At 40.1% G+C, this 14,820-nt stretch carries 11 protein-coding genes; 2 read left to right on the top strand and 9 right to left on the bottom strand.

The genetic code is table 11. From position 1 onward, the window contains the following. The first annotated feature begins 175 nt into the window (after positions 1–175). Complete coding sequence (locus ACPLVF_RS09165; RefSeq protein ID WP_424907535.1) at positions 176–571, top strand: DUF1573 domain-containing protein; 396 nt, start codon at positions 176–178, stop codon at positions 569–571. A gap of 38 nt (positions 572–609) precedes the next feature. On the opposite strand, the gene radA is transcribed toward ACPLVF_RS09165, so the two are convergent. The 8 genes from radA to guaB all read right to left on the bottom strand — a co-directional run bounded on the left by radA (position 610) and on the right by guaB (position 10,756). Next, complete coding sequence (radA, locus tag ACPLVF_RS09160; protein WP_424907534.1) at positions 610–1,962, bottom strand: DNA repair protein RadA; 1,353 nt, start codon at positions 1,960–1,962, stop codon at positions 610–612. A 70-nt stretch (positions 1,963–2,032) separates the two neighbouring features. Further along, a complete protein-coding gene (locus tag ACPLVF_RS09155) occupies positions 2,033–4,471 on the bottom strand; it encodes an ATP-dependent Clp protease ATP-binding subunit (protein WP_424907533.1) in 2,439 nt (812 codons plus the stop codon). Between the two features lie 6 nt (positions 4,472–4,477). Beyond that, positions 4,478–5,536, bottom strand: a complete 1,059-nt coding sequence (locus ACPLVF_RS09150) for a protein arginine kinase (protein WP_424907532.1) — start codon at positions 5,534–5,536, stop codon at positions 4,478–4,480. 19 nt (positions 5,537–5,555) lie between these two features. Further along, on the bottom strand, positions 5,556–6,092 hold the full coding sequence (locus tag ACPLVF_RS09145; protein WP_424907531.1) for a UvrB/UvrC motif-containing protein: 537 nt from the start codon (positions 6,090–6,092) through the stop codon (positions 5,556–5,558). Continuing rightward, positions 6,082–6,570, bottom strand: coding sequence for a CtsR family transcriptional regulator (locus ACPLVF_RS09140; RefSeq protein ID WP_424907530.1), 489 nt, complete (start codon positions 6,568–6,570; stop codon positions 6,082–6,084). Before ACPLVF_RS09140 ends, ACPLVF_RS09145 begins: the two co-directional genes overlap by 11 nt. Before the next feature lie 131 nt (positions 6,571–6,701). After that, complete coding sequence (locus tag ACPLVF_RS09135; RefSeq protein ID WP_424907529.1) at positions 6,702–6,941, bottom strand: hypothetical protein; 240 nt, start codon at positions 6,939–6,941, stop codon at positions 6,702–6,704. Between the two features lie 80 nt (positions 6,942–7,021). After that, complete coding sequence (gene fusA, locus ACPLVF_RS09130) at positions 7,022–9,109, bottom strand: elongation factor G (protein ID WP_424907528.1); 2,088 nt, start codon at positions 9,107–9,109, stop codon at positions 7,022–7,024. 198 nt (positions 9,110–9,307) lie between these two features. Further along, positions 9,308–10,756: an IMP dehydrogenase gene (gene guaB / locus ACPLVF_RS09125; protein ID WP_424907527.1), complete on the bottom strand. Its 1,449-nt coding sequence runs from the start codon at positions 10,754–10,756 to the stop codon at positions 9,308–9,310. Positions 10,757–11,085: 329 nt separating this feature from the next. Between guaB and ACPLVF_RS09120 the strand changes: the two genes are divergently transcribed. Beyond that, positions 11,086–11,391, top strand: a complete 306-nt coding sequence (locus ACPLVF_RS09120; protein ID WP_424907526.1) for a TMEM165/GDT1 family protein — start codon at positions 11,086–11,088, stop codon at positions 11,389–11,391. A 55-nt stretch (positions 11,392–11,446) separates the two neighbouring features. Here the strand turns inward: ACPLVF_RS09120 and ACPLVF_RS09115 are convergent, their stop codons facing one another. Next, entirely contained in the window at positions 11,447–14,797 is a 3,351-nt protein-coding gene (locus ACPLVF_RS09115; RefSeq protein ID WP_424907525.1) for a ribonucleotide reductase N-terminal alpha domain-containing protein, read from the bottom strand. Between the last annotated feature and the right edge of the window lie 23 nt (positions 14,798–14,820).

Raw genomic sequence — 14,820 nt, 5'->3', positions numbered from 1 at the left:
CGGATGCCCTAAAATCGGTATTTCATCTGTTTCTCTAATCATCGCAATTTACTCTTGGCTACATTTGTCCCATAAGGCTTTTATTTTTAATAATTTTCTTATACTTTCATTTGACAAACAAAGTAAACGAGGGCTATAATTAAATTTGTCAGAGATTTTCTCAGGGGGGAGTTAGATGAAAGACAACATATGCAACGAGTTCCAGGCTACAGTCTCCCAATGTTTGGTACGGCATAAGAGTATTATCGACATAATTACCAAAATTCAAGAAACTGCCGGACGCGTTAATAGAGCTGTTGCGAAATCGGTTACCAGTTGCGGCTGTTTGGAAATAAACGCTAAAAAACAGCAGTTCCCCGCTAACATTTCTCTTTATGAATTAACTCAATACATGGATACTCATTTAAAAGGCAATTTGTGTGATAATTGCCGCGAGGTTATAGAGCAGGAAATTGGTAATCATCTTTTCTACCTTGCTGCGCTGTGCAATCTTTTAGGATTAAGTTTAAACGATATCATTGTTGAGGAAAATGACAAGCTTTCTACCCTCGGGATTTACAATCTTTCATAAAGCTTTTTTCATTCCGGGAACAACCCGGTTTTTTATTTTTAAAAGGCTTCTTTTTCCGCTTCATAAAGATTTGAAACCCCAATTACATTGTTCATTAATTTCTTATCAATATCTTTTAAGTTTGCTTTGGGTATAATTATTTTCGAAAAACCCAATTTCAAGGCTTCATAAATCCTTTTTTCCGCATAACTTACGCTTCTCACTTCTCCTGAAAGCCCCACTTCCCCTAAAACCACAAGGCCCTCCATTGCAGCTTTGTTTTTAAAGCTCGAATAAATTGCTAAAACTACTGCTAAATCTGCCGCAGGTTCGGTCACTTTTATGCCCCCTGCTATATTTATAAAAATATCTTCCTTGTTTAAGAAAAGGCCTAAACTCTTTTCAAGAACTGCTATTAAAAGCACAGCTTTATTGTAATCTATACCGTAAGTTTGCCTTCTTGGAATATTAAATCCTGAAGAACATGTCAAAGCTTGAACTTCTATAAGAAGAGGTCTTGTCCCTTCGATTGTACATGTAACGATAGAGCCGGGTGAGTTCTTGGTCCTACCGGAAAGCAAAAAGTTTGACGGGCTTTCCACTTCTACAAGTCCATTTTCCCTCATCTCAAAAATCCCTATTTCGTTGGTGGAACCAAACCTATTTTTCACAGATCTTAAAATTCTGTAAGATTGGTACCTCTCTCCTTCAAAATATAGAACTGTGTCCACCATATGTTCTAAGGTTTTAGGCCCAGCCAAGTTTCCCTCTTTTGTTACATGTCCTACCAAGAAAATGGTTGTCCCCGTTTCCTTACTGATCCTCAAACACCTTGAGGTTACCTCTCTAACCTGGTTTATACTACCCGGAGGTGACTCCAATTCGGGAATGAATACCGTTTGCACCGAATCGAGTATAGCAAATTGAGGGCTAAGCTCTTTTATATAATCTTGAATCGCATCCATGTCATTTTCACAAACCAAATAAAAATAATTGGATTTTATATCTAAGCGGTCTGCCCTCATTTTTACTTGTTTTATTGATTCTTCTCCAGTAATATAAAGCACTTTGTGTTTTTTCCCTAAATTACCCCCAAGCTGAAGCATAAGGGTAGATTTTCCTATGCCAGGATCCCCTCCTATTAAAACCAAACTTCCCGGTACGATTCCTCCCCCCAATACCCTGTCCAATTCTAAAATTCCAGAGGATACCCTTTCTCTCTCAATACTCTCTATTTCATTTAAAAGCATTGGCCTTGTATCATTTTTTTTGTAAAAATTATCGGACAAGTCATCCTTCTTTGAACTTATTTCGTCGAAACTGTTCCAACTGCTACACTCAGGGCAACGCCCCAACCACTTTGCGGATTCAAAACCGCACTCCCTGCAGACAAAGCGCCTTTTTAAACCCATAGTCTCCTCCTACTCCGAACATTACGAAAAAGGCAAGGCTTTCAGCCTTGCCTTAATGTTAATCCATTTTTTACTTATTTGCAATACTCAATTCCTTTTTCTCAAAGGTAAGTTTCCCGTCCTTTTCATCTATCAAAACAACGTCGCCTTTTCTAATGGTCCCCTTAAGCAGTTCTTCAGATAAACTATCCTCTATTTCCCTTTGAATTACTCTTCTCAAAGGCCTTGCTCCATACATAGGATCAAATCCTTTCTTTGCAAGCCATTCCTTAGCTTTCTCAGTTACTTCTATGGAGATGTCAAAATCCTTTAATCTTTCATTTACCTGATTAAGCATAAGCGTAACTATTTCTTTTATGTGGTTTTCGTTTAGAGCATGGAACACGATTATTTCATCAATCCTGTTTAAAAATTCGGGTCTAAAGGTCCTTCTCAATTCCTCTAATACTTTGTCTTTCATATCGCTGTAGTTCTTTTCTTCTTCCTCTCTCGGCGCAAAACCGAAGGTTTTGGACTTTTGTATCAGATTGGCACCTACGTTGGAAGTCATGATTATTATTGTATTTCTAAAATCCACAGTCCTGCCCTGTGCATCGGTCAATCTTCCATCTTCCAATATTTGAAGCAGAATATTGAACACATCAGGGTGAGCTTTTTCAATCTCATCAAATAATACTACAGAGTAAGGTTTTCTCCGCACTTTTTCGGTAAGTTCTCCACCTTCTTCATAGCCAACATAACCCGGAGGTGCTCCGATCATCCTGGAAACTGCAAATTTTTCCATGTATTCAGACATGTCAAGCCTTATCATGGCGTTTTCATCACCAAACATGGCTTCGGCAAGTGCCCTCGCAAGTTCAGTTTTGCCAACACCGGTAGGCCCAAGGAAAATAAAGGAACCAATAGGTCTTTTAGGATCCTTTAATCCAGCTCTCGCCCTCCTTATTGCCCTTGCTACAGCTTTAACAGCCTCATCCTGGCCGATAACCCTCTTATGGAGTATTTCTTCCATTTTCAAAAGCCTTTCCGACTCTTCCTCCGTTAACCTTTCAACAGGAATACCGGTCCAACTGGAGACTATTTTTGCTATATCCTCTGCTGTAACTGTCGAGTTATCCAATTTATTCTCGTTCTGCCATTTGGATTTCAAACTATCAAGTTTTGCTTTGATATCCTGTTCTTTATCCCTAAGTTTAGCTGCTTTTTCAAACTCTTGAGCCCTAATGGCAGCATCCTTTTCCTTTCTTATAGCTTCAAGTTCGTCTTCCAATTCCTTTAATTCCGGCGGAGCTGTTAAGCACTGGAGCCTTACTCTTGAAGCCGCTTCATCAATTAGGTCTATTGCCTTATCGGGCAGGAACCTATCTGTAATGTACCTTGCCGAAAGTTTCACAGCTGCAACTATAGCTTCATCGGATATTTTTACCCTGTGGTGAGCTTCGTATTTATCCCTTAAACCTTCCAAAATTTTGATAGTATCCTCTATAGAAGGCTCATCAACCATAATTGGTTGAAAACGCCTTTCTAATGCGGGGTCCTTTTCAACATGCTTTCTGTATTCATCTAAGGTGGTTGCACCAATGGTCTGCAGTTCCCCACGAGCCAATGAAGGCTTCAAAATATTAGATGCATCAATAGCTCCTTCAGCAGCTCCTGCACCTATGAGGGTATGCATTTCATCAATAAATAATATTACATTTCCCGCCTGTTTTACCTCAGTCAAAACCTTCTTCAATCTTTCTTCAAATTCTCCCCTAAATTTCGTTCCCGCTACCAAAAGCGCTAAATCCAAGCTCACTATCCTCTTATCTTTTAGTATTTCGGGAACATCTCCTTCCACTATCCTTTGGGCAAGTCCTTCAACTATAGCAGTTTTACCAACTCCCGGCTCGCCTATCAAACAAGGATTATTTTTGGTTCTTCTCGTTAAAACCTGAATTACCCTTTCTATTTCCTTTTGCCTTCCTATAACCGGATCAAGTTTGCCTTCAGATGCAAGTTCTGTTAAATCCCTTCCAAATTGATTTAATGTTGGGGTATTATTATACCTTCTATAGGCTGCTTGACCTTTTACATCATTACCTAAAAGGGAAAGTACCTCATTTCGAGCACGGTCTAAACTTACACCGAGATTAGCTAATACTTGAGCAGCTACTCCTTCCCCTTCTCTTATAAGTCCAAGGAGTATGTGTTCTGTTCCAACGTAATTGTGTTTGAGCCTCCTTGATTCATCCAAAGCTAGTTCCAAAACCCTTTTAGCCCTTGGTGTATATCCTATCGGCCCTTGTATTACAAAAGGGCCTACACCGATTAAATTTTCTACCTGTTCCCTCACTTTCTGGAGGTCTACTCCTAAGTTTGTAAGAGCCCTTGCAGCAACACCTTCGCCTTCTCTGATAAGTCCTAAAAGCAGGTGTTCAGTCCCCACTACATTATGATTTAACCTTCTTGCTTCTTCTTGAGCATAAGCTATTACTTTTTGAGCCCTTTCAGTGAATTTTCCGTTCATTTAAAATCACCCCTCCTTTAATAATTTTTCTCTAATAAAACTGGCTCTTTTTACATCCCTATCAAAAGGTTGTAAATCTTGATTATTCAACTTCTGAATATATGCTGGTCCCGATATCATGAAAAGTTTATTAACTTCCTCAGGTTTCAAATTTTTAATAATTCCAAGGTCTATTCCCAATCTAACATTAGAAAGGTGTGCCATGGCTTCTTCCGAGGATAAAAGCCGCGCATTGGTTAGTATTCCGTAGGACCTTAAAATCCTATCTTCCAATTTTACCCTGTCTTCACCCTTTAAATTTCTCCTCGCCTGCCTTTCACTTGCAATAATTTGTTTGACAACACTATTTAATCCTTCTATGATGTCTTCTTCAGTTTTTCCAAGAGTGATTTGATTGGATATCTGATAAAGGTTGCCCTTTGCGTCAGTGCCTTCTCCGTAAATGCCTCTTACTACAAGCCCTAATTGAGCCATCGTCGAAAACATTCTGTCGGTCTGTTTCATCATGGTAAGTACCGGCAGGTGAATCATTACCGAGGCTCTTATACCTGTGCCCACATTTGTGGGACATGCAGTAAGATAACCCAATTTTTCGTCAAAGGCAAACTCTAAGCTTTCCTCCAATACATCATCGATTTTCCCTGCCATTTCATAGGCACTTTCTGTAGAAAGCCCAGGGAAAATTACTTGAATCCTTATATGGTCTTCTTCGTTTATCATAATACTAAAGGTTTTGTCACTGCTTACGATAACAGCACCCTTTTCAGATGAAGCTAAATCTGGGCTAATAAGGTGCATTTCTACCAAAAGTTGTCTGTCGTTGAAAGAAAGGTCTTTCATTAAATAAAGTTTTGAATCCTTTGCTAAAATATCATTAGATTTAAAAGCATTATATACGAGTTCTACAATCTCCAAAGCCTTTCTTTCAGTTAGTAGATGGGGGAAAGGAATATCCTTTAAATTTCGCGCAAGTCTTACCCTGCTTGAAATAACTATGTCTGAATCTGGCCCTAAATTTGCAAGCCATGATATTTTTGATGTATCTAATATTTCTTCCAAAGACAATTACCTCACCCCCCCTTTCCTACTTTTCTGAAAGCTTTTGTTCTAACTCTCTTATTTTATCCCTTAGCACAGCTGCTCTTTCGTATTCTTCTGCATTTACTGCTTCCTGCAATTCCCTCTTTAGCTTTTCTATTTCATTTTTAATTTTAATTTTGCCTCCGCTTCTTTTAGGCACTTTCCCAGCATGATAAGTTTTACCATGAAGTCTCCTCAACATTGGGTCAAGCTGTCCTCTAAAGGCAGTATAACAATTGCTGCATCCAAATCGTCCTATCTGGGTAAATCTCGGAAAGGTTAAACCGCACCGGTCGCATTTTAAAGTTTCATTAGTCCTTCTTATTTCCTTTGAAACGGGTTCAAAAAAGCTTGACAAAAACTTTTGAACGGAAAAGGGTTCAATCTCAAAGTCAAAGTTAAAGGGACCAAAATCTCCAGAAATATTTAGGTTCTTCTTTTTTGCACATTCTTCGCATAGATGCATTTCTGTCTTTTCACCATTAATAATTTTTGTGATATGAACAGTAGCAGGGTTCACTTTGCATTCATCACAAATCATTCTCATTACCCCCTTTTTCCATATTTTCATTTAAGAGGGCAGTTAACATGGCTTTAAAAATACGTGCCCTCAGCCTATCCCTTTCCGGGAGAGGTATATCAAGGCTCCTTCTGTTTAAAGCAGCTTTTATTATTTCTGCTTCTCTTTTATTAATTATTCCCTCCCGATTTAAAATATTAACCAAATCGGAGGCTTTGGAGCTTGATATGGAGTTCCCTATACACTCGATGACCTCTTTTAAAAATTCATCATCCCTTATTCTTACCTTTTTTATCCTTATATATCCCCCGCCACCCCTGCGGCTTTCAACTATATAGCCTCTTTCAAGGGTAAATCGGGTTGCAAGCACATAATTTATCTGTGAAGGTGCACATTGAAATTTGTTAGCAAGATCGTTTCTCTGAATTTCCAAAATATTTCCAGCTTCTTCTATAAGATTTTTTAAAAAGTCTTCAATTACATCCGCAAGATTTGGCATTTGAGCAACCACCTCAACTTTGACTTTGACTTTCTTTGACTTTCGATTATATTATAAAACACTACTTTTAGTTTTGCAAGATGTTTTTGGAAAAATTTTTGGAAAAAAATAAAAAGGGGAATATTCCTCCCCTATTTTTGTATCTTTTTATTTTTTTCCTCCGATAATTCCTTAGATATTTCAACTAGATTATTTGCCCTCTTTTGCTGTTCTTCGGGTGAAATCCAGCCCATAAGGCTTGGTATCACCTCGCCGTACATCGTATCATCTAAAAGTTCATCCTCTATTTCATCATCCACCTTTTTCTTAAACATCGCATCCTGTGGTTTCTCAATATGCCCGAGCCTTTTGTTTTTGCTTTTGGCAGCCATTTTTGCCCCTCCCTGAATAAAGCTCTATTTTAATTTTCCCTAAAAAAATACTTATAATTCAAAGAGGGGCAACTAAAATATTACTCTTCCTCTTCCTCTTTATGAGCTTTGGGGGATTCCGCAATTATCTTTTCTGCTATCGGGCCTGGAACTTCTTCATAGTGGCTGAAAACGGCTTTAAACGTTCCGCGCCCTTGAGTCATAGACCTCAAATCCGTAGCATATCTGAACATTTCAGCCATAGGAACTTGTGCTTTAATATGCTGTAACCCATCGGAAAGCTCCATACCAAGTATTCTACCCCTTCGCTTGTTTAAATCACCGATAATATCTCCCATGTAATACTCAGGCACTACAACCTCCACATCAAGAATAGGCTCTAAAAGAACAGGTTTTGCTTGCGATATACCCTTTTTAAACGCCATCGAAGTAGCAATCTTAAAAGCAAGTTCTGAAGAATCCACTGGATGGAAAGAGCCATCATATAACACCGCTTTAAACCCTACTACCGGATAACCAGCAAGTACCCCTTCCTTCATTGATTCGCGAATACCCTTTTCAACAGCAGGAATGTACTGTTTTGGCACCGCTCCACCGAAAATCTTTTCCTCAAATTCAAAACCATCCTCAGAATCAATAGGTGAAAATTCAATCCATACATGTCCATACTGTCCCCGGCCACCCGATTGTTTTTTGTACTTGCCTTCTACCTTTACTGTACCACGAATAGTTTCCCTATAAGGTACCTTGGGAAGGCTAAGCAGCATATCAGTGCCGAATTTATTATGAAGTTTACCAGCAAGAACCTCTAAGTGTATTTCTCCCATTCCGGAAACCAAAAGCTGGTTGGTCTCTGTATTTTTACTTACCTTAAAAGTCATGTCTTCTTCCATCAGTCTCTGCAACCCTGCTGAAATTTTTTCTTCATCCCCTTTAGATTTCGGAACTGCAGCAAAGGAAATAACAGGTTCAGGGAATACAATCTGTCTTAAAACAATAGGATGTTCTTTCTCGCAAAGGGTATCATTTGTGGAGGTATACTGCAATTTAGCAACAGCGACAATATCTCCAGCTTCAGCAGATTGCAAGGGTTCCTGCTTTTTCCCCCTCATCATATAAATATGCCCAATCTTTTCCATTTCGCCTTTTACCGAATTGTAAACCATTGAATCGGGTTTTAAGACACCAGAACAAATCTTAAAAAGGTTAAGTCTTCCCACAAAGGGGTCTGCCATTGTCTTGAACACAATGCAGGATAAAGGTTCATCTTTTTTATAGCTTCTCTTTTCTTCAGCTTTTGTATTAGGGTTATATCCTACTTCTACACCCCTTTCGGCAGGAGAGGGTAGAAAATCGCAAATAGTATCCATCAAAAATGTAATACCTTTGCCTGAAGTTGAAGACCCGCAAAGTACAGGATAAACAAGGCCCTGCTTTACCCCAGTTTTGAGCCCTTTAATGATTTCCTCTTGTGTCAATTCCTGTCCATCTAAATACTTTTCTAAAAGCTCATCATCGGTTTCAGCAACCGATTCCATAATCATCATTCTATAGTTTTCTATTTCATCCTCAAATTCAGTGGGAACTGGAATTTCCTTTAATGTTTTGCCTTCAAAAGTATATGCCTTCCTTCTTACTACATCTATTACTCCTTTAAAATTAGCTTCTTGTCCAATAGGGATAAAAAAGGGTATAACTTTACTGCCAAATACTTCCCTCATCCTGTCAAGAACCTTTTGAAAATTTGCGTTTTCTCTATCTATTTTATTTACGAAGAAAATCCTCGGCAACCTCTCTTCATCAGCATACTTAAAAACTATCTCCGTGCCTACTTCTACCCCAGCTGCTGCACATACTACAATAACTGTTCCATCAGAAACCCTTAATGCACTTTTTACTTCTCCGACAAAATCAAAATATCCTGGAGTATCCAAAATATTTATTTTATGGTCCTTCCACTCCACTGGTGCGACTGATAAAGAAATAGAAATCTTTCTTTTTATCTCTTCAGGATCATAGTCACTTACAGTATTCCCTTCTTCTACCTTGCCCATTCTATCTATTGCCCCTGAAAGAAAGAGCATGGCTTCAGTTAGTGTTGTTTTCCCTGCACCGCTGTGAGCTATGAGACTTATATTTCTTATCTTGTCAGTTGGATAAATTTTCAAGTCAAATCTCCTCCCTTATTTCGACTTGTTTAAAAATATTTTTTTTATTTTATTTTAGGATAATACTTATTTATTCTACTTTAGTTTATATTTTTCCTGCATAAAATATTTCCAAATTTAAAACTTAGATAATTTTTTTAACAAAACTAAAAAAGAAAGCCGGAAATTTCCGCAAAGGGAAAATCTCCGGCTCTCCTATTAAAATTGTGTATAATTCGGAGCTTCTTTTGTGATGTATACATCATGCGGATGGCTTTCCTTTAAACCAGCAGAAGTTATCCTTATAAATTTCGCTTTCTTTAATTCTTCTATGTTTTTCGCCCCGCAGTATCCCATTCCTGCCCTTAAGCCACCTACAAGCTGGTAGACGATCTCCGACAAAGGTCCTCGATAAGGCACCCTTCCTTCTACACCTTCAGGAACAAACTTTTTACTGTCTTCTTGGAAATACCTATCCTTGCTTCCTTCTTCCATTGCTCCAATGGAACCCATACCTCTGTATACTTTGAAGCTCCTGCCTTTATAAATTTCAATTTCGCCAGGACTTTCTTCGGTTCCCGCAAAAAGTCCACCTATCATGACTGAATCAGCTCCAGCAGCTATTGCCTTTACTATATCCCCTGAATACTTTATACCGCCATCGGCAATTATAGGTACCCCGTATTTTTTTGCCTCTTCAGCACAATCATATATAGCAGTAATTTGCGGAACTCCTATGCCTGCTATTACCCTCGTTGTACATATCGATCCGGGTCCCATCCCCACCTTTACCGCATCAGCACCAGCTTTTATTAACTCCTGCGTTGCCTCTGCCGTTGCAACATTACCTGCAATTACTTCAAGTTCTGGGAATTTTTCTTTTATCTTAAATACCGCATTTAGAACATTTACAGAATGGCCGTGAGCAGTATCAACAACTATTACATCTACTTTTGCATCATATAGAGCCTTTACCCTATCCATCATATCTCTTCCTACGCCTACCGCTGCGCCTACAAGGAGCCTACCTTTTTGGTCCTTTGCAGCATTGGGGTATTTTATAGCTTTTTCTATATCCTTAATGGTGATTAAACCTTTTAAATTGTAATTTTCATCTACTAAAGGAAGTTTTTCTATTTTATGCTTTTTTAATATTTCCTTTGCTTCCTCTAAAGTAGTGCCAACAGGTGCTGTAACTAAGTTTTCCTTTGTCATTACCTCTCTTATTTTTTTATTTACATCATCTTCAAATCTGATATCCCTGTTTGTAATTATACCTACCAACTTGCCATTTTCAGTAATAGGAACCCCGGAAATTCTGTAATGAGCCATTAAGTCCATTGCATCTTTTATAGTGTGCTCCGGAGAAAGATAAAAAGGGTCAACTATTACCCCATGTTCAGACCTTTTTACCTTATCTACTTCTTGAGCCTGCTTTTCTATAGACATATTCTTATGTATTATGCCTATACCGCCCTCCCTTGCAAGAGCTATAGCAAGCCTCGCTTCTGTAACAGTATCCATAGCAGCACTTACAATAGGAATATTTATCCTTATTTTTTTTGTTAGCCTTGTAGAAACATCAACATCCTTTGGGATTACTTCTGATTTGGCCGGAATCACAAGCACATCGTCAAAACTTAAACCTTCTTTCTCAAACTTATCCAAACTCTTCGCCCCCAAATTCCGTATTTTTTGTTATGTGAAAGTTTATCAAAAAGAAATTCAAATGTCAATAAATGAAAAATTTTATCCCTTTTTGAAGTATTGTATTCATTCAAGATTTATGGTATATTGGTTGTGGAAAAAGAATTTTGTCCATTAAAGGGGAGTAGTTCGGGCTTTTACGCCTTCGAAGGCTCAACATACTGGCACCAGCCTGGGCCTTCGCCTGGATTTCAGGGAACGAGACCTTTATTTCGGTAATTCTGCCGAAATAAAGGTCTTTTTTATATGGCAAAAAACTTGAGAATAATAAAAAAGGAGGTTTTTTAAAAATGGATTTAAAACTTTTTTTAATGGCTTTTGGTATGCTTTTTTTAGCCGAACTTGGTGATAAAACTCAGCTTACCGTGTTTACCTTAGTTACTCAATACAATAAACCATTGCCCATATTTTTGGGTGCATCGTTAGCCCTTGTTGTAGTAACCTTGATAGGTGCTTTGTTTGGAAATGTAGTGACAAAATACATACCTACCCATTACCTAAAATTAATCGCAGGTATCCTTTTTGTAGGAATAGGGATCTTTGTCCTGATTGAATCCGCTCCAGAGGTTTTAAAACAATTGGGTAGGGGACAATGATTTGTTAATTTTAAAGCCTCGGTGAAAACCGAGGCTTTATTATTCATCTTATGAATCATCCGCATTTTGAAAAACCGCACGACCTGCAGACAACGCATCCTCCATCGCTTTCTAAACTGCTCCCGCACTCAGGGCATTTATTAGCCTTGTCATCGTTTAAGCCTTCTTCTACTTCGTATAGCCTTTGATAGTATTCCACACCATTGCTACCATTTTTCTTTTCTTCCTTTACATCTTCATTCTTTAATATATTTCTTTCTAAGGCGCGCGCAATTGCGTCAGGGCAGGATAGCACTTTTATGTCCTTATTGTTCGCCATTTGCCTTATAGTAGAAAGACACCTTATTCCTTTTAACTGTTCTATTATTGCATTGACATCAACACCCGAACGCAGTGCAAGGGATATAAGCCTGCTTGTCGCTTCGGACTGCGATGGGCAACCACCAGCCCGTCCTAAATTGGTAAAAACTTCACAAATACCGTTTTCATCAGAATTTACCGTAATATAAAGGTTACCGCATCCTATTTTTACCTTTTCAGTACTGCCGTAGGTAATTGGAGGCCTTGGCCGAGGAATTATATGATTTTCTCTCGAATACTTTTGGGCATCTTCATTATTCATTTTTCCCTCTTTCATACCTTTATTTAAGACCTGTTCTTCCCTACTCTTGTCCCTGTAAACCGTAACACCCTTACAGCCTAGCTCGTAAGCAAGCATGTAAACCTTCTTGACGTCTTCGCGGGTGGCGCTGTGGGGGAAGTTCACGGTCTTGGATACAGCATTGTCGGTGTATTTCTGAAATGCGGCTTGTATTCTTACATGCCACTCCGGTGATATGTCGTGAGCGGTTACAAACACCCTTTTAACCTCTTCGGGAATCCCTTTTATATCTTTCAGAGAACCTTTTTCCAGCACTTCTTCCATTAATTCATTGCTGTAAAGCCCCCGCCTTTTCATTTCTTCCTCAAAAAGCGGGTATATTTCGATGAGCCGCTGTTTATCCAGTACGTTTCTCTCAAAGGCCAGTGCAAAGACGGGCTCTATGCCACTGGAGCAGCCCGCTATTATACTTATGGTACCGGTGGGAGCGATGGTGGTAACAGTAGCATTTCTAAGTAGTGGCCCACCGGGAACGTCGTAAACGCTGCCTGGGAAGTTGGGAAAGGCACCCCGGGTCTTTGCAAGCTCCTCCGAAGCCTTTCGAGCCTCGCTCTGGATAAAGCCCATTACTTCTTCCGCAATTTTCACCGCTTCTTCGGAATCGTACGGGATTCCAAGCTTTATCAACATATCGGCAAAGCCCATCACCCCGAGGCCGATCTTGCGGTTGGCCTTTGTCATCTTCTCTATCTCAGGCAGCGGGTATTTGTTTACGTCGATGACATCGTCCAGAAAACGGACCGCTGTGTGCACGGCGTGTTTCAGTTGATTGTAATCGATTTCTCCATCTTTGACGAACTTCGACAGGTTAATAGATCCCAAGTTGCAATTGTGGACTATCATTCCCTCTGCTATGAGAGAATGAGTTACAGGCTCTGAAACGTCATAGACGTACGCCTTCCCGGAAGGTGTCACAGATTTGACCCGGCTTCGGCGGAAATCTCGGTATATTCTCTGCCTGTTTCTTATCCATTTAACAAGTCTTTTTTGCTTGGCAGGGTTCATAGGGAACCCTATGATCTCGGCAAAGCGGTCCAGGCTTTCGTTGGTGATGAGTACATAGCTCCATTCACGGCCATCCTTATGTCGGTAAGTCTGGACCCGGGACTTTATGCCAAGGCCTAGAAGCAGCAACTGAATGTCACCAGCCAGTCCCCTCGATGCCGTTGTTAGGGATACTTTTGCGCGCCTGGCATCGACTGTACCTTCGGCACCGAAGAGCCCTCTTAAGAATTCAACCTGAGCTTCTTTTCCGGCCATCATCACGCAATCTGGAACCCTTTTCTCTCCCGATAAGGCGAATTCAAATCCACATTTTACGAGAAATTGTCGAACTCCGGTATTGGTAGACGCCACCGTCAGCACCCCATTAGCAGCACGACTTCCTGTGGGAATCCTTCCGTTCGAAAGCGGGTTGATAAAACGGGTGCAGAGTTCCTGGAAAACCGGTAAAAGTTCAGCCTCCGCCTCGATATCACCAGGTCCAAAAACCAAACCGCTCGATTTCTCCGTATGCCAGCCATCACCGACCATCCAGCCCAGCATACGGAAGAACTTCTTTGATTGGGCATCGATTTCTTTTTCTAGGAACGCCCCTTCCGGAAGGTAGACATAGTCTTTTTCAGTGAGCGAAGCTGCCATGACCCATCCGCGCTGGGTCAATACTTTATGATCTGGGGTCACCCGCAAACGCTGTCCGTTATGAAGTTCAACGGTCACTATATCCCTTTCGCCTATTGGGATTACGGTGGCCGGCCGAAGGGTAAGTCCTGTTTCATTCGTAATTAGCCCGTCGGTGTAGACAGAAACCTGCTCACCCATACATTGCCTTCTATAGGCTTCCTCTACCGTTTCCCAGCCTTTATCGGTCATAATACGAGTGTCTGAAGCAAAGCAGGATTCATATGGTAGAAGAGGTTGCTCACCGCATGGATTCGTGCTCTCTATATGGCCAACGTGGGGAGTAGGGTTTTTGGCGTTGATGCGGTCTATAAATACAACCCCGGGTTCGCCATTTAACCATGCCATTTCAACTATCAGGTCAAATACTTCCCTTGCCTTTAATTTACCTGCTATCTTCCCCGTATGAGGTTCCACAAGCTCGTAATAGTCATCATCTTTTAGTGCTTTCATAAATTTGTCCGTAATCGCTACACTTATATTAAAATTGGTAAATTCTTTGTTATCCCTTTTACACTGTATAAACTCCAAAATATCGGGATGGTCAACCCTCAAGATGCCCATATTGGCCCCTCTTCGGGTACCTCCCTGTTTAACAGCTTCAGTTGCCGCATTAAATACCCTCATAAAAGACACAGGGCCAGACGCTACACCACCTGTCGATTTTACAGTTGCCCCTTTAGGCCTTAATCGTGAAAAGCTAAAACCCGTGCCTCCACCTGATTTATGTATGAGAGCCGCATTCTTTATTGTCTCAAATATCCCTTCCATAGAATCCTCCACAGGGAGCACAAAACAGGCCGAAAGCTGCCCCAATTCGCGTCCAGCATTCATCAGCGTAGGCGAATTGGGCAAAAACTTCAAATCAGCCATAAGGTCATAAAATTTTTCTGCCCAATAATCAGGATTTTGTCCGTAATTTTCCTCGGCTTTAGCCACAGCTTTTGAAACCCTGTCAAGCATCTCCTCGGGGGTTTCTATAACTTTTCCTTCAGAGTTTTTGGCAAGATATCTTTTTTCTAAAACCTTCCTTGCGTTTTGGGTCAAATTCATAATCTTTTTCATATAAACACCTCTTTACACCACAA

Source organism: Thermovenabulum sp. (assembly GCF_049701175.1).
In the GTDB taxonomy this organism is placed as follows: Bacteria; Bacillota; Thermosediminibacteria; order Thermosediminibacterales; family Thermosediminibacteraceae; genus Thermovenabulum.
This window is presented reverse-complemented; position numbering and strand designations above follow the sequence as displayed.